Source organism: Streptomyces sp. NPDC000229, from assembly GCF_040300825.1.
Classification (GTDB): Bacteria; Actinomycetota; Actinomycetes; order Streptomycetales; family Streptomycetaceae; genus Streptomyces.
On the sequence record NZ_JBEPEL010000019.1, the window covers coordinates 1 to 20,892 of the forward strand.

At 73.6% G+C, this 20,892-nt stretch carries 19 protein-coding genes; 14 read left to right on the forward strand and 5 right to left on the reverse strand.

Going from position 1 to position 20,892, the window contains the following annotated elements; genetic code table 11:
- Positions 1–91 precede the first annotated feature (91 nt).
- Positions 92–889: a nuclease-related domain-containing protein gene (locus ABT360_RS12705; protein ID WP_351814351.1), complete on the reverse strand. Its 798-nt coding sequence runs from the start codon at positions 887–889 to the stop codon at positions 92–94.
- A 212-nt stretch (positions 890–1,101) separates the two neighbouring features.
- Between ABT360_RS12705 and ABT360_RS12710 the strand changes: the two genes are divergently transcribed.
- From ABT360_RS12710 to ABT360_RS12740, 7 genes are all read left to right on the forward strand, one after another.
- Positions 1,102–3,309 carry a HEAT repeat domain-containing protein gene (locus ABT360_RS12710; RefSeq protein WP_351814353.1) on the forward strand — a complete coding sequence of 736 codons (2,208 nt, stop codon included), beginning with the start codon at positions 1,102–1,104 and terminating at the stop codon, positions 3,307–3,309.
- Positions 3,306–3,551: a zinc-ribbon domain-containing protein gene (locus tag ABT360_RS12715; RefSeq protein ID WP_351814355.1), complete on the forward strand. Its 246-nt coding sequence runs from the start codon at positions 3,306–3,308 to the stop codon at positions 3,549–3,551. The genes ABT360_RS12710 and ABT360_RS12715 overlap by 4 nt, the downstream gene beginning before the upstream one ends.
- 281 nt (positions 3,552–3,832) lie before the next feature.
- Entirely contained in the window at positions 3,833–4,558 is a 726-nt protein-coding gene (locus tag ABT360_RS12720) for a hypothetical protein (protein ID WP_444852231.1), read from the forward strand.
- Complete coding sequence (locus ABT360_RS12725) at positions 4,558–5,853, forward strand: HAMP domain-containing sensor histidine kinase (RefSeq protein WP_351814357.1); 1,296 nt, start codon at positions 4,558–4,560, stop codon at positions 5,851–5,853. Before ABT360_RS12720 ends, ABT360_RS12725 begins: the two co-directional genes overlap by 1 nt.
- 184 nt (positions 5,854–6,037) lie before the next feature.
- The gene (locus ABT360_RS12730; protein ID WP_351814359.1) at positions 6,038–7,417 is read left to right on the forward strand and encodes an FtsW/RodA/SpoVE family cell cycle protein; all 1,380 of its coding nucleotides are present in this window, start codon (positions 6,038–6,040) and stop codon (positions 7,415–7,417) included.
- The gene (locus ABT360_RS12735) at positions 7,414–8,934 is read left to right on the forward strand and encodes a penicillin-binding transpeptidase domain-containing protein (protein ID WP_351814360.1); all 1,521 of its coding nucleotides are present in this window, start codon (positions 7,414–7,416) and stop codon (positions 8,932–8,934) included. Before ABT360_RS12730 ends, ABT360_RS12735 begins: the two co-directional genes overlap by 4 nt.
- 13 nt (positions 8,935–8,947) lie before the next feature.
- Positions 8,948–9,400 carry a DUF3291 domain-containing protein gene (locus ABT360_RS12740; RefSeq protein WP_351814362.1) on the forward strand — a complete coding sequence of 151 codons (453 nt, stop codon included), beginning with the start codon at positions 8,948–8,950 and terminating at the stop codon, positions 9,398–9,400.
- On the opposite strand, the gene ABT360_RS12745 is transcribed toward ABT360_RS12740, so the two are convergent.
- Positions 9,397–10,218, reverse strand: a complete 822-nt coding sequence (locus tag ABT360_RS12745) for a hypothetical protein (protein WP_351814364.1) — start codon at positions 10,216–10,218, stop codon at positions 9,397–9,399. The genes ABT360_RS12740 and ABT360_RS12745 overlap by 4 nt on opposite strands.
- A gap of 36 nt (positions 10,219–10,254) precedes the next feature.
- Positions 10,255–11,358: a ferritin-like domain-containing protein gene (locus tag ABT360_RS12750; protein WP_351814366.1), complete on the reverse strand. Its 1,104-nt coding sequence runs from the start codon at positions 11,356–11,358 to the stop codon at positions 10,255–10,257.
- A gap of 160 nt (positions 11,359–11,518) precedes the next feature.
- On the opposite strand from ABT360_RS12750, the gene ABT360_RS12755 reads away from it, so the two are divergent.
- The 5 genes from ABT360_RS12755 to ABT360_RS12775 all read left to right on the forward strand — a co-directional run bounded on the left by ABT360_RS12755 (position 11,519) and on the right by ABT360_RS12775 (position 17,346).
- Entirely contained in the window at positions 11,519–12,454 is a 936-nt protein-coding gene (locus ABT360_RS12755; protein WP_351814368.1) for an AurF N-oxygenase family protein, read from the forward strand.
- A gap of 42 nt (positions 12,455–12,496) precedes the next feature.
- Positions 12,497–13,225, forward strand: a complete 729-nt coding sequence (locus ABT360_RS12760; protein WP_351814370.1) for a TetR/AcrR family transcriptional regulator — start codon at positions 12,497–12,499, stop codon at positions 13,223–13,225.
- Between the two features lie 21 nt (positions 13,226–13,246).
- The gene (locus tag ABT360_RS12765; protein ID WP_351814371.1) at positions 13,247–13,513 is read left to right on the forward strand and encodes a hypothetical protein; all 267 of its coding nucleotides are present in this window, start codon (positions 13,247–13,249) and stop codon (positions 13,511–13,513) included.
- 102 nt (positions 13,514–13,615) lie between these two features.
- A complete protein-coding gene (locus ABT360_RS12770) occupies positions 13,616–16,006 on the forward strand; it encodes an outer membrane protein assembly factor BamB family protein (protein WP_351814372.1) in 2,391 nt (796 codons plus the stop codon).
- Between the two features lie 98 nt (positions 16,007–16,104).
- Positions 16,105–17,346, forward strand: coding sequence for a C40 family peptidase (locus ABT360_RS12775; protein ID WP_351814373.1), 1,242 nt, complete (start codon positions 16,105–16,107; stop codon positions 17,344–17,346).
- A gap of 48 nt (positions 17,347–17,394) precedes the next feature.
- Here ABT360_RS12775 and ABT360_RS12780 read toward each other — a convergent pair whose 3' ends face one another.
- Together ABT360_RS12780 and ABT360_RS12785 are read right to left on the reverse strand one after the other, a co-directional pair.
- Positions 17,395–17,895, reverse strand: a complete 501-nt coding sequence (locus ABT360_RS12780) for a CchlQ (protein WP_351814374.1) — start codon at positions 17,893–17,895, stop codon at positions 17,395–17,397.
- Between the two features lie 149 nt (positions 17,896–18,044).
- Entirely contained in the window at positions 18,045–19,451 is a 1,407-nt protein-coding gene (locus ABT360_RS12785; RefSeq protein ID WP_351814376.1) for an aminotransferase-like domain-containing protein, read from the reverse strand.
- A 37-nt stretch (positions 19,452–19,488) separates the two neighbouring features.
- Between ABT360_RS12785 and ABT360_RS12790 the strand changes: the two genes are divergently transcribed.
- Positions 19,489–20,397, forward strand: coding sequence for a DMT family transporter (locus ABT360_RS12790; RefSeq protein ID WP_351814378.1), 909 nt, complete (start codon positions 19,489–19,491; stop codon positions 20,395–20,397).
- Positions 20,398–20,551: 154 nt separating this feature from the next.
- Positions 20,552–20,875: a CU044_2847 family protein gene (locus ABT360_RS12795; RefSeq protein WP_351814380.1), complete on the forward strand. Its 324-nt coding sequence runs from the start codon at positions 20,552–20,554 to the stop codon at positions 20,873–20,875.
- Positions 20,876–20,892: the final 17 nt, after the last annotated feature.

Consider the following 20,892-nt stretch of genomic DNA (forward strand, 5'->3'; position numbering starts at 1 on the left):
AGGAGCCACTGCGGAGCATTGGCGACCGACGACAACGCAGCAGATGCGCGTGCCAGGGCTCGCGAGCCCGGCAAGATCCGAAAGACACGACCTAGAGGCGGAGCCACGTACGGCGGTCGCGGGCCGTCGCGTACAGGGACTCCACGTCCGCCGGCCTCAATACACCCCCGAGCCGCGCCAGGGACGGGATCTCGCCGTCCCGCAGCACCCGTACGCCGTCGAGGCCGGGCGGCACGTCCAGCCGGCCCGGACCGGCGACCGCGAGGACCGGGCGCACGGCCGTGGCCAGGGCGTGCGCGGCCCGTTCGGCCTGGCGGCGGGCCCAGCGCAGATGCGGCTCCGGCCCCGCGCGGCCGACGGCGACCAGCGGGTCGGCGATCCGGACGCGCCTGCCGCGCGCCGCGAGGGTGCGCACCGCGAGCACGCCGGCCGGGCCGATCGCCAGGTGGTCGATGAGGGCGGCGCCCGGCAGGGGCACGCAGTGCAGGACCCGCCAGCCCGCCGCGTCGAGCCCGTCGAGGGCGTCGCCGACACACTGCTGGGCGGCGAGGTCCGCAAGGCGCGGTTCATGCCGGCCGAAGCGGCGCCGGGAGGCACCGTCGAGCATGCCGTGCAGGGCTTCGCCAGGGCGGTTGGGGGCGAGGTCGTCGTCGGGGTGAAGGGTGAGGCGGGTCAGGTCGGAGGCGGTGGGCACGGGCGGCGGGCCGACCGTGACCTCGCCGGTGACGAAGGGCGCGAGCGCGGCCCGCACCTCGTCCTCGTACGCCTCGGACAGCAGGCTGATCCGGCCGCTGTCCCGGTCGTACCAGGCGATGTCCCGGCCGTCCTGCAGGCTGACCCACAGCCGGCCGCCGCCGCGGCCGCTCGGTGTGACGCGCAGTGCGGTCATGCCCCATCACCCCCACGCCCATGGGAACAGCCCTGCCCCACGGGGGCAAGAGAAGGGCAGGAGAGGGGCGGAAGAGGGGGCAGGGGACGGGTGAGGGAGGGGCAGGGGACGGGCGCTCGACGGTGGCGGGGCGTGTCCGATTGCCGGGGCATGGCGCTCGGTGGTGTGGTGCACTATTGCCCCCAAGTGCAGTGTTCGCGGGGAGGGACGGCATGTTCACGGGGATCGACGAGGTCGACTGGGCCTCGCTGGGTCATGCCTACGGTCCGGCTGACGACGTGCCCGAGCTGCTGCGCGGGCTCGCTTCTCCCGATCCGGCGGAGCGGGAGGTCGCGCTCGACGGCATGTACGGCGCGGTGCACCACCAGGGCGACGTGTACGACTCGACGCTCGCCTGCATCCCCTTCCTGCTGGAGCTGGTGGCCACGCCCGAGGTGCAGGACCGCGGCTGCATCGTCGAGCTGCTGGCCAGCATCGGCGGCATCGACCTGGACGGCGACGACGAACTCGACGAACTGGACCCGGAGGACGAGGCCTTCGAGGACGCGGCGAACTACGCGATGGCGGCCGCGGCCGTCGCCGCCGGTGCGGACGTGTTCCTCGCGCTCGTCGACGACGAGGACCGGGAGGTACGGCTCGCGGCACCGGGCGCGCTCGCCTCGCTGCACGGCGACCCCGCGCGGGTGCTGGCCCTGTTGCGGGAGCGGCTGACCGTCGAGACGGACACCGAGGTGCGGCTCGCGCTGGTGGAGGCCGTGGGCCGGATCGCCCTGCGGTACGAGTCGCTGCGCGACGAGATCGCCGACTGGCTCGGCTGGCTCATGGGCGCCGCCCAGGACCCCGCCCTGCGCCTCGCGGCCCTCGCCCAGCTGGCACGGTGCTCCCCCGCGCGGCTCCCGGGCGATGTCGTCGAGACGGTGACGGAACTGCTGGAGGAGCTGCGGGAAGCACCGGGGTGGGGTGGGCGTCCGGATCCGGTGGGCGGTCCGGCGGGCGCAGCCGGCCTCCCGGACCTGACCGACCTGGGCGTGCTGGCGGAGCTGCGCGACCTGCCCGATGCGCTGGAGCTGCCCGACGTGCCGGAGCTGCTCGAACCGCGGCACGGGGCACCCACCCTGGTGGGCCGGCTGCGGGAGCTGCGCGAGGAGCAGCGCGCCGGGCGTGGCTCGGCGTGGGCCGACGACCTGCTGCGGACCCTGCACAGCGCCCTCGACGACCGGGTCGAGGACCGGATCGCGCTGGTCACCGCCCAGCTGCGCAGCCCCGACCGGGACCAGCGGGCGGACGCGGTGTGGATGTGCGGCGGCCTGGTGCGGACGTGGCGGGGGGCGTACGACGAGGTGGTGCGGCTCGTCGGGGCGCAGCTGGCGGACCCCGAACCGCGGCTGCGGGAGGCCGCCGTCACGTGGCTGGAGGGCCTGTTCGAGGTGGCCCGCCCGGCGGCGGACGCGTTGGCGGCCAAGGTGGCGGCCGACCCGGCCCCCTGGGCGCCGGAGCGGGTGGGCGGCCGGTTCGGGACGGGCAACGCGCTGCTGGCCCTCACCCGTACCGGTGATGCCCGGGCGGTGCCTGCGCTGGCCCGGGCCCTGGAGCAGCCCGACCTGGACAGCCGGCTCGGCTACGCCGTCACGCACCTGGGCGAGAACGGCGCCCCGCTGGTGCCGGCGCTGCGGCACCGGCTCGGCGCCCTGCCGCTGGACGAGGAGCTCAGCGAGGAGGCGGGCCCGCTGCTGCTGGCGCTGGCGCACCTGGGAGCGGCGGAGGCGCTGCCGGAGGTGCTGCGGGTGCTGCGCGGGGCGCCCGCGTTCCGCCGCGAATGGGTGGTGGAGTCGTCGCTGCGGGCGCTGACGGCGTTCGGGCCTGCGGCGGGCGAGGCGGCGGGCGACCTGCGGGCGCTGCTGGACGACTGCTCGGTGGCGGTGGCGACGTCGGCGGCCCGTGCGCTGTGGGCGGTGGAGGGTGACGCCGGAGCCGTACTGCCCCGGCTGCGGGCCCTGTTGCTCGCGCCGGACGCGGCACAGCGGCGGGAGGCGGCATGGGCGGTCGCCGCGATGGGGCGGGCGGCCGAGGCCGTGGCGCCGGAGCTGCGGGCGTGCCTGGCGGCGCCCGGGGTATGGCTGCGGGTGGACGCGGCCGTGGCGCTGTGCCGGGTGACCGGGGACGTCCGGGAGGCCCTGCCGGTGCTGGTGGGAGCCTGGAAGGAGAACCGGCACACACGGGTGGGGATCGCCGAGTGCCTCGCGGACCTGGGGCCCGTGCCGGCGGAGGCGACCCCGCTGCTGCGGGCGGAGCTGGCCCGTTCGCGCCGGCACAACGTGTCGGAGGGCACCTCGGGCGACCACGACGTCCACCACGACGAGAAGCTGCTGGCGTTGTGCCGGCGGGCGATGGGCCACTCCGGAGAGGAGACCGCCGGATGATCATCTTCGGGACGAAGGGGTATCTCCAGCAACTGGCGATGCTGACGCTGGTGTGCGGCCGGTGCGGCAATCCCGCCGCGCACGCGCTGCGGAAGAAGACCACCAAGTTCACGCTGTTCTTCGTGCCGCTGTTCCCGGTGTCGACGTCGTACGCGACGCAGTGCACGTTCTGCGGCGCGGAGCAGCGCATCACGCGGGAGCAGGCCGACCGGCTGCTGTCAGGAGACACACGGGTGCGCTGACGCGGAGCCGCACGGGCCGCGGGGGTGCGGTGAGGCGTGCGCACCGTGACGCGGGGGTGCGGTGACGCGGGGCCGTACCGGCCGTGGAGGTGCGGTGACGCGTGCGCACCGTGACGCGGGCGGTGGGACGGCCGGGGGCCGGACCTACGGTGACGCGGGCGGCGGGGAACGCCGGGCGCCGGACGCACGGTCGACAAAAAGGACTTCCGTACGAATAAGGTTTACGGAAGACCGACCCGTCCGCCCGTCCGCCGTCCGGCGCCGCGCCAGTCAGGAGCACCGTGAGCCCGCACCGCCCGGCCGTGTACGCGGCGCTGCTGCTGCCCGGCGCGGCGGTGGCCACGCTCCTGCTGTCGGGCTGTGGCAACGCGGGCGAACTGCAGAGCGCGGGCCCCACACCGACGGCCGTCGGCCCGGTCCGGCTGTGGCCCGACTTGCCGCCCGTCACCGCGCCGCCGTACGACTACGGCGAGAGCGACACCGCGCGGGTGCCCGGGGTCAAGGCCCCCGGCGACGACGTCCACCGGGTCGACCCGGTGGCCGTCGTGCAGGCCGAGGTGGCGGCGCACCCCGACGAGTACAGCGGCCCGGACGGCATGTACCAGGAGACGGCCGAGCAGATCCGGGAGTGCGGGCGCAGGCCGAGGCAGTGCCCGGTGATGACGCCGTACTACCGGGACCTCACCGGGGACGGCAAGGACGAGCTGGTCGTCGGCATCCGTATGCCCGACCAGCAGACCGGCTTGCGTGTGTACATGCCCGAGAAGGGCGGCCTGACCCGGATCATGTCCACCGTCGACCAGGTCGTGGGCGTGCAGTTGGCGGGCAAGGACCTGGTCGTACGGGTGGTCTCGGCGGGCATCCCGGGATACGAGTACCGCACGGCGTGGTCGTGGGACGCCCAGCAGCGGACGCTGCTCCCCACGCGGGACGAGATCGTCCGGGTGAAGCCGGTGCCGCCGAAGCCCGCCTCGCCGGCTCCTTCCCCGACGGGGGGCGGTGCGTGATGCGACGCCCGAGGCCGCCCGCCTGGATGGCGACGCTCACCTGGAAGGCCGGGGTCTTCATCACGGTGATGTGCTGCGCCCTGGCCGCCCTGCTGGGCGCGCTGGTCCATGCGTCGGTGACCCGGCAGACGGTGGACACGGCGCGGGAGAAGGCGCTGGAGCGGCTGGAGGAGGTGACGCGCGCGTACGAGGCGGGCGAGCCGTTGCCGCCGTACGCGGGCGTCGACCCGGACGGCATTCCGTCCCCGTTGCGCGCCCTGGCGGTCCGGGGCGAGCGCGGCACGGTGGTGGCCGACGACCCCGCGGGCCGGCCCACCATGTGGGCGGCCGGTCCCGCCGACGGCCGGGCACTGGCGGTACGCGTGGACTACTCGCTGAGCGCGAGCACCATCAGCGGGCTGGACCAGGCGATCGTGGGCTCCTCCGTGCTGGCGATCGGGGCGACGCTGCTGGTCGGGTCGTTCGCGGTGACCCGGGTGACACGGCGGCTGCACCTGACGGCGCAGGTGGCGCGGCGGATCAGCGCGGGCGACCTGGACGCGCGCGTCAATGACCCCCGTACGAAGGACCCCGCCCATCCGGAGGACGAGGTCGCGACCGTGTCGGGGGCGCTGGACACCATGGCGTCCAGCCTCCAGGGCAAGCTGCTGAGCGAGCAGCGCTTCACGGCGGACGTGGCGCACGAGCTGCGTACGCCCCTGACGGGTCTCTCGGCGGCGGCCGAACTGCTGCCGCCGGGGCGGCCCGCCGAACTGGTCCGGGACCGGGTGAAGGCGATGCGGTCGCTGACGGAGGACCTGCTGGAGATCTCCCGGCTGGACACGCGCACCGAGAAGGTCGACCTCGATGTGCACGAGCTGGGCCCACTGGTCGAGCGGGTGGTGCGGGCGTCGGGCACGGACACGGAGGTGCGGGTCGTCCGGGATGCGCGCGTCGAGACGGACAAGCGGCGCCTGGAACGGGTGCTGGGCAACCTGGTGACCAACGCCCACAAGCACGGTCGGCCGCCGGTCGCCCTGACGGTGGACGGCCCGGTGGTGACCGTCCGCGACCACGGGCCCGGGTATCCGGAGTACCTCCTGGAGCACGGGCCACAGCGGTTCCGCACGGAGAGCGGCAGCAAGGGCCATGGGCTGGGCCTGACGATCGCGGCGGGCCAGGCGTCGGTCATCGGCGCGGAGCTGCGCTTCGCCAACGCGCCCGACGGCGGCGCCGAGGCCCGCCTGGCGCTCCCCCCGTACCGGGACACACCGGAGCCCCCGGCACCCCCGGTGCGGGACGCCCCCACCGCGTAACCGGCCCACCCCGGGGCCCGTCCCCGTTCCGGGCAGTCGCCCCCGCCCGCTCCGGGGCCCGTCCCCGTTCCGGGCAGTCGCCCCGGCAGGTGCCGTCTGGGGGCGTGTCACGCGACGTGGCGTCAGGGGGCACCCCGGGCCGACATAACGGACATACGCCTCATCGCTTGCTACGTTGCGGGGCATGACCGCAACGAGGGCCGACGCCCCGCCGCCCGGGGTGCGTCTGCACAAGCGCCGGGGGGTGGAGCTGTCCCTCCTCATCGGCGCCGTCCTCATTTCCGTCTACGGCTACCTCGGCGTCGGCCTCGCCAGGACCGGCGCCGTTCCCCCGGACGCCGCCGCGTACGGCGCCGGGCTCGGGCTGCTCGCCCTGCTCGCGCACCTCGCGGTCCGTTTCCGCGCCCCGTACGCCGACCCGCTCCTCCTCCCCATCGCGGTCCTGCTCAACGGTCTCGGCCTGGTCCTCATCTACCGCCTCGACCTGGAGACCCCCGCCGACCACGCCGCGCCCACCCAACTGGTGTGGTCCACCCTCGGCGTCGCGCTGTTCATCGCCGTGGTCGTCCTCCTCCGCGACCACCGCACCCTCCAGGGCTATGCGTACGTGTCCGTCGCCACCGCGCTGCTGCTGCTGTTGGTGCCGATCTTCTTCCCCGCGGTCAACGGCGCCAAGATCTGGATCCGGATCGGCGGATTCTCCTTCCAGCCCGGCGAGTTCGCCAAGATCCTGCTCGCGGTCTTCTTCGCCGCGTACCTCGCCGCCAACCGTCACGCCCTCGCGTACACCGGCCGCCGGGTGTGGGGCGTGCAGTTGCCCACCGGGCGGGTCCTCGGGCCGATCGTCGCGATCTGGCTGGTGAGCGTGGGCGTCCTCGTGCTGGAGCGGGACCTCGGCACCTCGCTGCTGTTCTTCGGGCTGTTCGTGATCCTGCTGTACGTGGCCACCGGCCGCACCGGCTGGGTCGCCGTCGGGCTGCTGCTGGCCGCGGCCGGGGCGTTCGTGGTCGGTGGTCTCGAACCGCACGTCAACAGCCGCGTGGAGGACTGGCTCCACCCCTTCGCGTCCATCGAGGCGGGCCGGGGCCCCGGCCAGCTCGCACAGTCGCTGTTCGCCTTCGCCGCCGGCGGGATGCTCGGTACGGGCCTGGGCCTCGGTGACTCGATCCTGATCGGCTTCGCCGCCAAGTCCGACTTCATCCTGGCCACCGCGGGCGAGGAGCTGGGCCTGGCCGGGCTGACTGCCGTCTTCCTTCTGTACGCCCTGCTCATTGCCCGTGGTTTCCGTACCGGTCTCGCGCTGCGGGATCCGTTCGGCCGGCTCCTGGCCACCGGCCTCTCCTCCATCCCGGCGCTCCAGGTGTTCGTCATCGCGGGCGGGGTGATGGGCCTGATCCCGCTGACCGGTATGGCCATGCCGTTCCTCGCACAGGGCGGTTCGTCGGTCGTCACCAACTGGATCATCGTGGCACTCCTGATCCGCGTCAGCGACTCGGCCCGCGCCCCCGAACCACAGGGCGCCGAGCCCGGTGCCATCCTCCCCGTCGTGACGGAGGCCCGGTGATCCCCTGCATCCGGCACGCCGCCCTGCTGTGCCTGCTCCTGCTCGCCGCCCTGCTGGTCAACGCCGCCCGCGTCCAGGTCTTCGAAGCACCGGCACTGGACAAGAACCCGGCCAACCGGCGCCTGGTCATGGCCCGTTACGCCGAGCCGCGCGGCGACATCGTCGTGGACGGCAGGCCCGTCACCGGCTCCAAGGACACCGGCGAGCAGCTGCGCCACGAGCGCACGTACACCGACGGCCCGCTGTACGCCCCGGTGACCGGGCATGCCTCGCAGACGTACGGCACCACCCTCCTGGAGCACGCCGAGGACCCCGTGTTGTCCGGTACGAGCCCGATGCTGGCGCTCTTCCCCTTCTGGCACGACCTCAGCCGCACCCGGCCGCCGGGCGGGGACGTCGTCACCACCATCCGCGAGTCGCTGCAGCGCGTCGCGTACGAGGAGCTCGGCGGCAGGCGCGGCGCGGTCGCCGCCATCGAGCCGTCCAGCGGACGGGTCCTGGCGCTGGTGAGCAGCCCCTCGTACGACCCGGGTCTGCTGTCCGGCACCGGCCGCGAGGTGGCCGCGGCGTGGGCCCGGCTCAACGCGGCACCGGGCCAGCCGATGCTCAACCGGGCCCTGCGGCAGACCTATCCGCCCGGCTCCACGTTCAAGATCGTGACCGCGGCGGCCGCACTGGACGCCGGGATCGTCACGGACGTCGACGCCCCGACGGACGCCCCCGAGCCGTACCTGCTGCCGGGCACGCGCACCGTGCTGCCCAACGAGGCCAAGGGATGCGGCAACGCCTCACTGGCGTACGCGATCCGCTGGTCCTGCAACACCGTTATGGCCCACCTCGGGGTGAAGGTGGGGGCCGCCGGGATGCTCGACGCGGTGGCCCGGTTCGGCTTCAACGACCCCTCGTTGCGCGTCCCGTCGGCAGTGGCCAGGTCCAACTTCGACACCGAGATGACGGTGGACCGGCTGGCCCTCTCCGCCATCGGCCAGTACGACACCAGGGCCACCCCGCTCCAGATGGCGATGGTCGCCGCCGCGGTCGCCAACGGCGGGGAGATCGCGTACCCCCACCTGGTGGACCGGACGACGACCTCCGACGGCGACACCGTGACGCAGCACGTCCGCCGCACCTACCGGCAGGCGATGCTGCCGCCGACCGCGCTGCGGCTCCAGCAGCTGATGGTGGACGTCGTCGACGGCGGCTCGGGCAGCAACGCGGCGATCCCGGGCGCGAAGGTCGGCGGCAAGACCGGTACGGCGCAGCACGGCGTGGGCAACATCGGCACGCCGTACGCGTGGTTCATCGGCTGGGCGCAGGCGGAGGGAACGGGCCGGCCGGCGGTGGCGGTGGCGGTGGTCGTGGAGGACGCCTCGGCCAACCGGGAGGACATCAGCGGCGGGGGCAGCGCGGCGCCGATCGCGCGGTCGGTGATGGAGGAGGCGTTGCGGGAGGAGGAGCGGCGCAGCGCCGGTCGTCTCGGTCCGCGAAACGGGATGGGCGGGCCGTTCGGGCCGTGATTATGGTGCGCCCATGGACTTCGAGCTCGCCCAGGTGAACATCGCCCGTCTCAAATTCCCGCTGGACTCCCCGGAGTTGAAGGACTTCGTCGACGCGCTCGACCCCGTGAACGCCACGGCGGACGCCGCCGACGGTTTTGTCTGGCGGCTGCAGAGCGAGAGCGGTGACGCCACCGACGTACCCGTCTTCGGCGACGAGTGGCTGATCGTCAACCTGACGGTGTGGCGGGACATCGACGCCCTGACGGCGTTCATGTACCAGGGCCGGCACCGGGAGCTGCTGAGCCGCCGGTACGAGTGGTTCGAGCGGGTCAAGGAGGCGATGACCGCGCTGTGGTGGGTGGAGGCGGGCCACCGTCCGACGGTGGAGGAGGCCGAGAAGCGCCTCCTGCACCTGCGTGAACAGGGCCCGACGCCGCACGCGTTCACGCTGCGGACGACGTTCCCGCCGGGGGACCTCGGCTAGAGCGGCTTGCGCATTTCCGAACGGACCTTCAAGGTCAGCTCGGCGGCCGCGGCCAGGTCGATGTCCTCGGGCTTCTGGCCGGCCGAGGCCGCGTCGACCACGCCGATGGCGGTGACGGTGTTGTCGTCGCCCCATCCGCACATCGGGAAGGTGATCCCGTTGCTGGTGTTGGTGAGCACCTCGCACTCCACCGTGACCGGCGACCCGGCGGGGGTGACGTCCTTCGCGGGTATCTCGACCTTGGCGTCCTTGGCCGTGGCGGCGCCCTCCAGCATGTTCCTGCGTTCGGTGTCGGGGTTCTTCAGCTGCCCGTAGATGCCGCTGACGACCATCGCCTTCATCGTGCCGCCGGACCCGGCGGTGTAGTGGGCGACCACCGCCCCGTCGGTGCGGAAGCTCCTGCTGTACGTGTCGTCCAGCACCTTCTTGCCCTCGGTTTCGGACATGTCCTCGGCGAGCGTGTACTCGCCGCCCGCGACCGTCTTGGGCACGGTGAGCTTGTGCGTGGCCGCCGGGAAGGAGGCGCCGCCGGGGCCGTCGACGACCATCTTGACGCCGTAGCCGAGGCAGCCGAGCAGGACGAGCCCCCCGGCGACGAGGCCGACGACCAACCCGGTGCGCTTCTTCCGCGGCGGCTGCACCCCGTACGGGCCGGGCATCGGGCCGCCGTACGGGCCGGGCGGCCCGGGGTACTGCTGCGGGAAGCCGGGCTGCGCACCATACGGGCCGGAGGGCTGTGCGGCGTGCGGGCCGGGCTGCGGGCCGGGGTACGCACCGTAGGGGCCGGGCGGCTGCTGGGGCGGAGGCGGCATGGTCATGCCCGCCAGGCTACGTCACGGGCACGAACGCCCTGGTCACGAGCCACCCTTCGCGATGGCCTCCGTCACCTCCGCGACCCGCTCGGCCTCCTCGGCCGCGAAGCGTTCCCGGTCGAGCTGTTCCGCGATCTCCTCGTCCTGGGTCATCAGCAGGTCCAGGTTGGAGTCGCCCAGCTCGAAGACGCCCATGTCGACGTACGCCTTCTGGAGCCGTTCGCCCCACAGGCCGATGTCCTTGACGCACGGCACTATCCGGCTGAACAGCAACTTACGGAACAGACGCAGGAATTCCGACTGCTCCGCGAACCCCTCCGCCTCCTTCTTCGAGACGCCGAAGTTCTCCAGCACCTCCACGCCGCGCAGCCGGTCGCGCATGAGGTAGCAGCCCTCGATGACGAACTCCTCGCGCTCGCGCAGTTCGGCGTCGGTGAGCTGCTTGTAGTAGTCGCGCAGCGCCATGCGGCCGAAGGCGACGTGCCGTGCCTCGTCCTGCATGACGTACGCCAGGATCTGCTTCGGCAGCGGCTTGTTCGTGGTGTCCCGGATCATTCCGAACGCGGCGAGCGCGAGGCCCTCGATGAGGACCTGCATGCCGAGGTAGGGCATGTCCCAGCGGGAGTCGCGCAGGGTGTCGCCGAGCAGCCCCTGGAGGTTGTCGTTGATCGGGTAGAGCATCCCGATCTTCTCGTGCAGGAAGCGGCCGTATATCTCGGCGTGCCGGGCCTCGTCCATCGTCTGGGTGGCGGAGTAGAACTTGGCGTCCATGTCGGGGACGGACTCGACGATCCGGGCCGCGCAGATCATCGCGCCCTGCTCGCCGTGCAGGAACTGGCTGAACTGCCACGAGGCGTAGTGCTTGCGCAGCTCGCCCTTGTCCTTCTCGGTCAGCTTGGCCCAGTGGCGCGTCCCGTACAGGGTCAGCGCCTCGTCCGGGGTGCCGAGGGGGTCGTACGGGTCGACCTCCAGGTCCCAGTCGATACGCGTGGCGCCGTCCCACTGCTTGTCCTTTCCCTTCTGGTAGAGGGCGAGGAGCCGGTCGCGGCCGTCGTCGTAGTCCCAGCTGAACCGGGCGGCGCCGGTCGCCGGAACCTGCCAGATCGGGTCTCCCGGATTCCTGGTGTAGAGGTCATGCGTCGACACGGACGGCTCCTTCGCCTGTGCGCTGACGGATGGTTGGCAGGCTCACACGTTGGTAGACGCCGGGTCAACAAGTCGGGCACAGGGGATTGACGGCCTTGCTGACACGCAGTCTTATAAGGGATGACCCCCAGTAACGCCAACTGCGCGAGGTGCCCCGCTCATGACGACCGTGTCCGAACGCGACATACGTCTGCTCCGCGACGCGCTCGGCCCGCTCCGGGACCGCGAACAGGTCGCCGAGCGTCTGCTCGAGTCCTCCGCGAAGCACTCCTTCGACCCGGACAAGGAACTCGACTGGGACGCCCCCATCGAGGACGGCAAGTGGTTCTGGCCGCCGGAGCTGGTCTCCCTCTACGACACCCCGCTGTGGCGGAAGATGTCCGAGGAACAGCGGATGGACCTGGCCCGGCACGAGGCCGCGTCGCTCGCCTCGCTCGGCATCTGGTTCGAGATCATCCTGATGCAGCTTTTGGTCCGGCACATCTACGACAAGTCGGTCACCAGCAACCACGTCCGGTACGCGCTCACCGAGATCGCCGACGAGTGCCGCCACTCGATGATGTTCGCCAGGATGATCCAGAAGGGCCAGGCCCCGGCGTACCCGGTGCCGCGCGTCTACCACAACATGGCGCGCGTCCTGAAGACCGTGTCGACCACCCCCGGTTCGTTCGCGGCCACGCTGCTCGGCGAGGAGATCCTCGACTGGATGCAGCGCCTGACCTTCCCCGACGAGCGCGTCCAGACCCTGGTGCGCGGCGTGACCCGCATCCATGTGGTGGAGGAGGCCCGGCACGTCCGGTACGCGCGCGAGGAGTTGCGCCGCCAGATGGTCACCGCCCCGCGCTGGGAGCAGGAGTTCACCCGGATCAGCTGCGGTGAGGCGGCCCGCGTCTTCTCCGTCTGCTTCGTCAACCCCCAGGTGTACGAGAACGTCGGCCTCGACCGGCGCGAGGCGGTCGCCCAGGTGCGGGCGAGCGGCCACCGCCGCGAGGTCATGCAGTCCGGCGCCAGGCGGCTGACGGACTTCCTCGACGACATCGGCGTGCTGCGGGGCGTGGGCCGCAGGCTCTGGAAGAGTTCCGGCCTCCTCGCCTGAAGCCCGGCACCACCGAGGAGGGGGCGGAGTTACGCTGCGGGCATGACCAGTGCCGCCACGCCCGCACCCGCGTACCGACGGCTGAGCGTCGAGGAGCGCCGTACGCAGCTCCTCGGCGTCGCCCTCTCGCTCTTCGCGCACCGGGCGCCGGAGGACGTCTCGCTCGACGACGTCGCCGAGGCGGCCGGTGTCTCGCGCCCGCTCGTGTACCGCTACTTCGCGGGTGGCAAGCAGGAGTTGTACGAGGCCGCGCTGCGGTCGGCCGCCCACGAGCTGGAGCTGTGCTTCGCCGAACCGCCCGTGGGCCCGCCCACCGAGCGGCTCGCCCGCGTCCTCGACCGGTACCTGGCCTTCGTCGACCAGCACGACGCCGGGTTCAGCGCCCTGCTCCAGGGCGGCAGCGTCGCCGAGACCTCCCGTACGACCGCGATCGTCGACGAGGTACGCCGCGCGGCCGCCGAGCAGGTCCTGCTGCACCTGGGCGTCCCCGGCCCGGGGCCGAGGCTGCGGATGATGGTGCGTACATGGATCGCGGCGGTCGAGGCGGCGTCACTCATCTGGCTGGACGAGGACAAGCAGCCGCCCGCCGCCGAACTGCGTGCCTGGCTGGTCGACCACCTGGTCGCGCTGCTGACGGCGACCGCCGCGAGCGACGAGCAGACGGCAGGGGCGCTGGCGGTGCTGCTCTCCCAGGAGACGGCCGAGGGGCCGGTGGGCACCCTGGTACGCCGGGTGCTCCCCGTGGTGAGCGGGGCCGCGCACCTGCTGTGAGCCGGGTGTGAGACTGGGGGTGTGCGAAGCGAGAACACCCCCTTCTACGGCGGTCCCCTGGACGGCCGCGTCCTGCCGGTGCTCACCGGCATGACCGGTCACCCGCCCAAGTGGTACACCGTCCCCGTCCCGGCCGAGGACGGCGGCCCGCCGACCGTCCACGCCTACCGCCGTGTCCCCTCCGGCTACACCAAGCGGCTCGGGCTCCAGCGTGGCTGGAAGTACGAGTACGCCCCCGAGGGCCGCGAGCGGCGCGAGCTGAAGTGGCCCTGGTCACGGAAGTCGTAGGATCACGGGCATGCGCGCCGTCGCGCCGTCGCGCCGTCGCGCCCTGGCGTCGCCGCATCGCCGCCGCCGCGCCGCCGCGCCGCCAAGAGGGGGAGCCTCCGCATGGAATCGTCGTCGCCGCTTCAGCCGATCGGACCGCTGAGGGACGGTGACCCCCGCCGGTGCGGGCCGTACACCGTCCTCGCGCGCCTGCGGGAGTCGGCGAGCGCCGTGCGGTACCTCGCGCGGGGCGACGACGGTACGCGGGTCGTCCTCACCGTGGCGCCGGCCGCGCTCGCGGAACTGCCCGCCTTCCGCCGCCGGTTCGCGGCGGAGGCCCGCACGGCCGAGCGGCTGGCCGGCGGCTGGGTCGCCCAGCCGCTGGAGGCCTCCGTCGACGGACCGCTGCTGTGGACGGCGACGCCCTACGTACCCGCGCTCACCCTCGGCGAAGCGGTCGCCCTGGCCGGGCCGTTGCCCGAGCGGGCGCTGAGGGTGCTGGGCGCGGGGCTCGCCGAGACGCTGTCGCGGGTCCACGCGACCGGCGCCGTGCTGCACGGGCTCGCCCCCGGCACCGTGCTGCTGGCGGCCGACGGGCCGCGGCTGACCGCGTTCGGCGCCCTGGGCGCGGCCGAGTCGGCCCAGGCCCATGAGGGCGGGCAGTTGTCGGTACGGCTGGGTTACCTCACCCCCGAGCAGGTCGCCGGTCACGAGCCGGGCCCGCCGTCGGACGTCTTCGTGCTCGGGCTGCTGCTGGCGTACGCCGCGACCGGCACCCCTCCGCTGGCGGACGCGGAGGCCATCGCGGACGCCGAACCGGCCCTCGGTGCCGTCCCGGAGGACCTGCGCCCGCTGATCGCCCGGTGCCTCGCCAAGTCCCCGGAGGACCGCCCCGGGGCCGGGGAGGTGGCCGCGGTCCTGGCCCTGGAGGGCGCGTCGGCCCTGGCCCGCGGCGGCTGGCTCCCGGACCGGGTGGTCGAGGCGCTCGACGAGCAGGAGACGCGGGCGGCGGCCCTGGAGGCGCCGGAGGACACGGAGACGCCGGAGGACACGGACGGGCGGACCGTCCGTGTGGGGCGGCAGGTGCGCCGGGATCCCGTCACCACCGAACTCGTCGTGCCGCGCCCGTCCCCGGCCCCGGCCCCGGTGCCCGCGCCGCCGCCGGTCCTCCTCCCGCCCGCCCCGCCGGTCCAGGCGCAGCCACCCGCGCTCCCCGTCCCTGCCGCCCCCGCCCCTGCCGCCCCCGCCCCGGCATCCGCGCCCGCTTCCGCGCCCGCCCTCTCCCGGCGCGGCCTGTTCACCGGGCTGGCCGCCGGGGTGACGGGGGCCGTCCTCGGGGGCGGCGGCGTCCTCGCGTTCACGTCCGGTGACGGCGAGGAGCCGCGCACCGACGCCAAGCCCGCCGCCCGGCCGCGCCCCGCCGTCGCCGGGGTACCGCCCCAGCCGCGCTGGGCGTACGAGCACCCCGCCACCGCCCGCTCCACGCTGAACGCCGCCGTCTGGCGGGACCGGGCCCTGGTCCTCACCACCGACGCCCACACCGCGGCCGTCGACCTGGCCACCGGCCGGCGCCTCTGGCAGCGCGCCGACGCCGCCTCCGTACACCGCGCCCTGACCATCGGGAAGGACCGGCTGCTCGTCGTGGGCGCCGCCGGTTTCCTGCTGCTCTCCCCCAAGGACGGCACGGTCGGTCAACGGGTGGCGTACCCGGACGGCGTCCGCCCGGCGTCGGTGGCCGGACACTCCGGCACGGTCGTGTGGTTCACCGGCACGCTGGCGACCCGTACGTACCTCTTCGCGTACGACGTCGCACGGTCCAAGGAGCTGTGGCGGATCCAGGTGCCCAACGGCCGTGCCCCGTACACCCCGGCCTACGAGGTGCTCGCCCTGCGCCCGGACGCGCTCGTCGTACGCCAGGACCCGCGGTCGCTGACGGCCGCTCAGGTCAAGGCCGCCAAGGGGCTCGCGATCTTCTTCTCGCACGACCGGGCCACCGGCGCGCGCCAGTGGTTCCGGCCGTTCGGCACGGCACGGCCGGGCAGCACGGTGTCCGGGGACGAGTCGGGGCGGCTGTACGCAGCGGTCACGGGCGGCCTGCACGCGTTCGACACCGGGACCCGTCGGCCGTTGTGGCAGCTGCCGGGCACCGCCGTCTTCGGGCGCGCCCAGGTGCACGGCGGCACGCTGTACGTCGCCGACCGTTCCCAGACGGTGTACGCGCTCGATCCGGCGACCGGCCGGGCGCGCTGGCGGCGCGGTACGGAGGCGGAGGCCGGCGGCGACGTCCCGGGCGTGACGGTCAGTACGAGCGGCCGCACCCTGCTCGTGGCGGACGGCTCGCAGGTCACCGCGTTCGCGGCGGGTGACGGGCGGCGGCTGTGGAAGTTCCAGAACGCGGGGGTCCAGGCCCCGGGCGGCGAGGACACCTCGGCGGCGTACGGCGTGCTGGCGGCGGGGGCCGCGGGCGCGGTCGTCCGGCGGGACCGGATGTTCTACGGGCTGCCGGTGGAGTAGCCAGGACGGGTGACCCTTCTGCCCCCATCCACCCCGTCATGCACTTAATACGCTAGTCATACCATTTGCCGCCCCATGATGGGAGCGGAGGTGATGACATGTCAGGAAGACTGCTGCGGACGGTCTGTGCGTCCCTTCTGCTGGCCGCACTGCCCGCCGCCCCCGCGGCCGCCGCGCCCGAACCGCCCGGCTCGTCCACGGAAGAACCGGCCGAGCCGTCCAGCGTGCCGCCCGGCTCGTCCACGGAAGCGTCCGAGTCGCCCACGGAAGCGTCCGAGTCGCCCACGGAACCGGCCGAGTCGCCCACCGAAGCGTCCGGCTCGTCCAGCGTGCCCGAGCTGCTGACGCAGTTGCGCACGCTGTACCAGCAGGCGGAGGAGGCGACCGAGACGTACAACGCCACCGAGGAGGAGCGGAAGGCGCTCGCCGCCGAGACCAAGAAGCTCACCGGCGACCTGACGAGGACGCGCGACTCCCTCGCCCACGCCCGGGTGGAGGCCGGGCGGCTGGCCCGCGCCCAGTACCAGGGCCGTACCGACTTCTCCTCCTCCCTGCGGCTGCTCCTCGCCCGGGACCCCGACCACGCCCTGGACCAGCACCACCTGCTGCGGCGCGCATCCCGCGAACGGGCGGCGACCGTGGCCCGGCTGGAGAAGGGCGAGAAGCGGGCGGACCGGCTGGCGACCGCGTCCCGCAAGGCGCTGGACCGGGAGCAGACGCTGGCCGAGAAGCAGAAGAAGGCCCGCGACGAGGTGACGGCACGGCTGAAGGAGGTCGAGGAGACCCTCGCCGCGCTGTCGGACGAGGAGGTCGAGGAGCTGACCGCCCTGGAGGAGTCCGAGACACAGGACGCCCAGCGCGAGCTCCTCGCCACCGGCGAGCTGGAAGGCGCCCGCGCCCCCTCGGAACTGGGCGACGAGGCCCTGTCGTACGCCGCCGAACAGATCGGCAAGCCGTACGTGTGGGGCGCCGAGGGCCCGGAGTCCTTCGACTGCTCGGGCCTCACGTCCCAGGCGTGGGCGAAGGCGGGCCGCCCCATCCCCCGCACCAGCCAGGAACAGTGGCGCACCCTGCCCAAGGTGCCGCTGCGCTCCCTGCGCCCCGGGGACCTGGTGGTCTACTTCCCCAAGGCCACGCACGTGGCGATCTACCTGGGTGACGGACTGGTCATCCAGGCCCCGCGCCCCGGCGCCCGCGTCAAGGTCTCCCCCATCGCCGCCAACCCCCTCCTCGGCGCGGTCCGCCCCGACCCCAAGGCCCGCTCCCTGCGCTCCTACACCCCGCCGGACCTGCCCACCGGCGCGGCGGACGGCTCGGACGAGGGCAACAACGAGGGATGACGGAGGTGCGACGGGGGCCCGGCCTCGGCGCGCCGGGCCGGCCGCCGCTCACGGTCCGGCGGCGGCCGCGTCCCGGCACAACGGGCACCGGTCCTTCCCGTCCCACCGGTCCCACCCGAAGGCCCCGGGCGAGAAGGACTGGCCCTCCAGCTCCTCGCGCACCGCGACCCGGTAGGCCCAGACCGTGGCGATGTACGGATGGTAGGCGTCGTGGAAGGCGGGTGAGGCCGGCTCGGCGCCGGCCGCCACCACGTGCCGGAGCGCGCGGAGCCCCTCGAACATCGCCTGCCCGGCACTGGCGACCGCGGTGCTCGCGTCGATGAACAGCCGCTCGCGCGCCTCGTAGACGGCGGCCTCGTTCAGCGCCGCGCGGGTGGCCGCGTCGAGGTCCGCTTCCGCGCCGAGAGCCTGGGCGATCTGCCACAGCCGGGCATGGCAGGCCTCGGCGGCACGGATGAACTCGAGGTACACCGCCCGCCGCCGCTCCCCCGCCCCCCGGTCGTCCTCGTGGCGATGGCGCAGACAGTCGGCCAGAACGGTGCCGGACACAGCCGGCGAGCCACCGCTCGCCGCAGCGACGAGAGTCCCCCAGTCCACCTCAGCACCTCCCGCCCGTGATCACCGACGTCGGAGCAGGAATCTCCGCGGGGCTCCCGCCGGACAACAGGGGCCGGCCCCGCGAGGCACCACGACCGCGCCTACTGCGCCGCGAGCGCCTGCCCGATGACGCGGGCGCCGTCGGGGAAGGCACCGGGGTTGGGCCCGGAGTAGTTGAGGCGGAGGTACGCGCCGGTCGGTTCGGCGGGGAACCACTCGCCGCCGGGGGCGATGAGCACTCCGGCGCTCTCGCAGTCACGGACGAGCCGGGGCAGGTCGGTGGCGTCCGGCAGCCGGACCCAGAGGTTCAGGCCACCCTGCGGAAGAGCTTCGAGGCGGGCTGCGGGTACGTGCTCCCGGAGCGCGTCGACGAGGAGGTCCCGGCGGGCGGCCAACTGCTGGCGGAGGTTGCGCAGGTGGGTGCGCCAGGCGGGCTGGGTGACGACGTCGAGCGCGACGGCCTGGAGCATGCCGCTGACGTACATGGACTCGGCCTGGGCGTCGGCGAGGATGCGCTCACGGGCCGGGCCTCGGGCGACGATCGCGGCGATACGGACGGCCGGGGAGACGCTTTTGGTCAGGGACCGCAGGTAGATGATGTGCCCGCTGTCGTCCCGGGCGGCGATGGGGACCGGGTCCGCGGCGATACCGAAGTCGTGCGCCCAGTCGTCCTCGATCAGGAACGCGCCGTGCCGGCTAACGGTGTCGAGGACCCGGGCCGCCAGGTCGGGCGCCCAGCGGGCGCCGGTGGGGTTGGCGAAGTTCGGCTGCGCGTAGAACGCGCGCGCCCCGGTCTGCTCGAACGCCCGCGCCAGCTCGTCCGGGTCGGGGCCGTCCGCTCCACTGGGAACCGGCACGACCCGCACGCCCGCCGACGCGGCGGCGAGGATCGCCCCCCAGTACGTCGGTGACTCCACCAGCAGCGGGCGGCCCTCACCGACGACGGCGCGGAAGGCGGAGTTGAGCCCGCTCTGGCTGCCGGGGACGACGACGACATCACTCGGTGCCGGGGGCGCGACCCCCACCGGCATCGCGCTGCCGAGCTCCGTCGCGAACCACGCCTGCAACTCCGGCAGCCCGGCGGACGGCGGACGGCTGACGGCGGCGTCGCCCCGGGCCGCGCGGGTGAACGCGGCCCGGACCAGCCGCTCGGGCAGCAGATCCCGGTCCGGATAGCCGGAGTGCAGCGCGATCACGTCGTTCGGGAACGTCCGCAACGCGGTGGACAGCTGCGGAATGCGGTGCGGCGGCGTCCCGAGGGCCGCGGTCTGCCACCCGTAGTCGTTGGGGCGAGCGACCCGGACCGCCCGGACGAAGGTCCCCACGCCGGGCCGGCTTTCCACCGACCCCTGCGCCACGAGGGTCCGCAGCGCCTTCTGCACCGTGACGGGGCTCGCCCCGTACCGCGCGACCAGCGTCCGGGTGGACGGCAGCTTCGCGCCCGGAGCGGCCGTCGCGATCCACTCGCTCAGCCCGGCGACGATCCGCGAACTGCTATCGTTGTTCATGACACATGATAGTAGCGCTACTCTGATCGCCGCCCCAGTGCTATCCCCGGCTCATGCCGGTCTCCGGTGGGGCCTGCTCGGCGTCGCGGCGTTCTCGTTCACCGTCCCCTTCACCCGGGTCGCCGTCGAAGGCGGCGGAATGTCACCGCTGTTCATCGGCTCCGGCCGGGCGGTGATCGCCGCGCTCCTCGCCGCCGCCGCGCTGGTGATCACGAGGCAGCGTCTGCCCCGCGGTGTCCAGTGGGCCCGCCTGGCGGTCGTCGCGGGCGGCGTGGTCGTCGGCTTCCCCGTCCTGACGTCCTTCGCGCTGACCACCGCCTCGGCCAGCCACAGTGCCGTCGTGATCGCGCTCCTCCCGGCCGCGACCGCCGTACTGGCCGTCCTCCGCGGCCACGAGCGCCCCCCGGTCCGGTTCTGGGCCATGGCCGCCGTCGGCGCGATCGCCGCGGTCGGGTTCGCCTCCCTCCAAGGCGGCGGACTCGGCGGCCTCCACTGGTCCGACCTGCTCCTGCTCGGCGCCGTCCTCGCGGCCGGCATCGGCTACGCGGAGGGCGGCCTCCTCGCCCGCGAACTGGGCGCCTGGCAGACCATCTCCTGGGCCCTGGTCCTCTCCGCGCCCCTGATGACCGCCCTCGCCGCCTTCTCCATGGCGCAACACCCCCCGACCGGCACCCCCGTCCAGTGGGCCGCGTTCGCCTACCTCGGCGTGGTCAGCATGTTCCTCGGCTTCTTCGCCTGGTACCGCGGCCTCGCGATCGGCCCGATGGCCCAGGTCAGCCAGATACAACTCGTCCAGCCCGTCATGACCATCTCCTGGGCCGCGCTGCTCCTCCACGAGCAGATCACCTGGCCCACCGTCCTGGGCGGCATCACGGTGATCGCCTCGGCCGCCGTCGCCGTACGGACGCGGCTGGGGCGTACGCCCGACGTGAAGTGCGATCGGTGAAGCAGCGGAGAAGGCCGGAAGATGGAGGACAGGCGGCAGCTCACAGGAGATCCCATCGTGGCTGAAGCCATGCGCGGGTCCGGCGCGCGCGGCTATCGTTGGGTGCTCATCAACCGGCTCTGTCCGGTACGAACGCAGGCCCGAGCGGGGGACGATGCAGCGGTTAGTGGAAGTGCAACTGCCGGACGGCGAGGTGGTGTGGGCTCACGTCGAGCAGTCGTCCGGACCACAAGATTCCGGCTTCTTCGACGGCGGAGTGCAAGCACTGCGGGGCTTCGACCAAACGCTGCGATCCGTGGCTGCCAATGTCCGTCAGGCCGTCGCCCAAGCGGCTCCGGACGGGGTGAGCGTGGAGTTCGGCGTGGAGCTGGCAGCGGGCAAGGACGGTCTGGTGGCCGCGATCGCCGGTACGAGCGGCAAAGCCGCCCTCAAGGTGACCCTGTCCTGGAGCGGTCGGCAGCCGAGCACCGGAACCTGAGCATGGCGGCAGTCACG

What these genes read in the sequence shown, in the direction of transcription:
- ABT360_RS12705 (WP_351814351.1), bottom strand. Translation starts at nt 889, where the DNA reads ATGACCGCACTGCGCGTCACACCGAGCGGCCGCGGCGGCGGCCGGCTG.
- ABT360_RS12785 (WP_351814376.1), bottom strand. Translation starts at nt 19,451, where the DNA reads ATGAACAACGATAGCAGTTCGCGGATCGTCGCCGGGCTGAGCGAGTGG.
- ABT360_RS12755 (WP_351814368.1), top strand. Translation starts at nt 11,519, where the DNA reads ATGACGACCGTGTCCGAACGCGACATACGTCTGCTCCGCGACGCGCTC.
- ABT360_RS12770 (WP_351814372.1), top strand. Translation starts at nt 13,616, where the DNA reads ATGGAATCGTCGTCGCCGCTTCAGCCGATCGGACCGCTGAGGGACGGT.
- ABT360_RS12715 (WP_351814355.1), top strand. Translation starts at nt 3,306, where the DNA reads ATGATCATCTTCGGGACGAAGGGGTATCTCCAGCAACTGGCGATGCTG.
- ABT360_RS12710 (WP_351814353.1), top strand. Translation starts at nt 1,102, where the DNA reads ATGTTCACGGGGATCGACGAGGTCGACTGGGCCTCGCTGGGTCATGCC.
- ABT360_RS12740 (WP_351814362.1), top strand. Translation starts at nt 8,948, where the DNA reads ATGGACTTCGAGCTCGCCCAGGTGAACATCGCCCGTCTCAAATTCCCG.
- ABT360_RS12730 (WP_351814359.1), top strand. Translation starts at nt 6,038, where the DNA reads ATGACCGCAACGAGGGCCGACGCCCCGCCGCCCGGGGTGCGTCTGCAC.
- ABT360_RS12745 (WP_351814364.1), bottom strand. Translation starts at nt 10,218, where the DNA reads ATGACCATGCCGCCTCCGCCCCAGCAGCCGCCCGGCCCCTACGGTGCG.
- ABT360_RS12725 (WP_351814357.1), top strand. Translation starts at nt 4,558, where the DNA reads ATGCGACGCCCGAGGCCGCCCGCCTGGATGGCGACGCTCACCTGGAAG.
- ABT360_RS12795 (WP_351814380.1), top strand. Translation starts at nt 20,552, where the DNA reads ATGCAGCGGTTAGTGGAAGTGCAACTGCCGGACGGCGAGGTGGTGTGG.
- ABT360_RS12760 (WP_351814370.1), top strand. Translation starts at nt 12,497, where the DNA reads ATGACCAGTGCCGCCACGCCCGCACCCGCGTACCGACGGCTGAGCGTC.
- ABT360_RS12775 (WP_351814373.1), top strand. Translation starts at nt 16,105, where the DNA reads ATGTCAGGAAGACTGCTGCGGACGGTCTGTGCGTCCCTTCTGCTGGCC.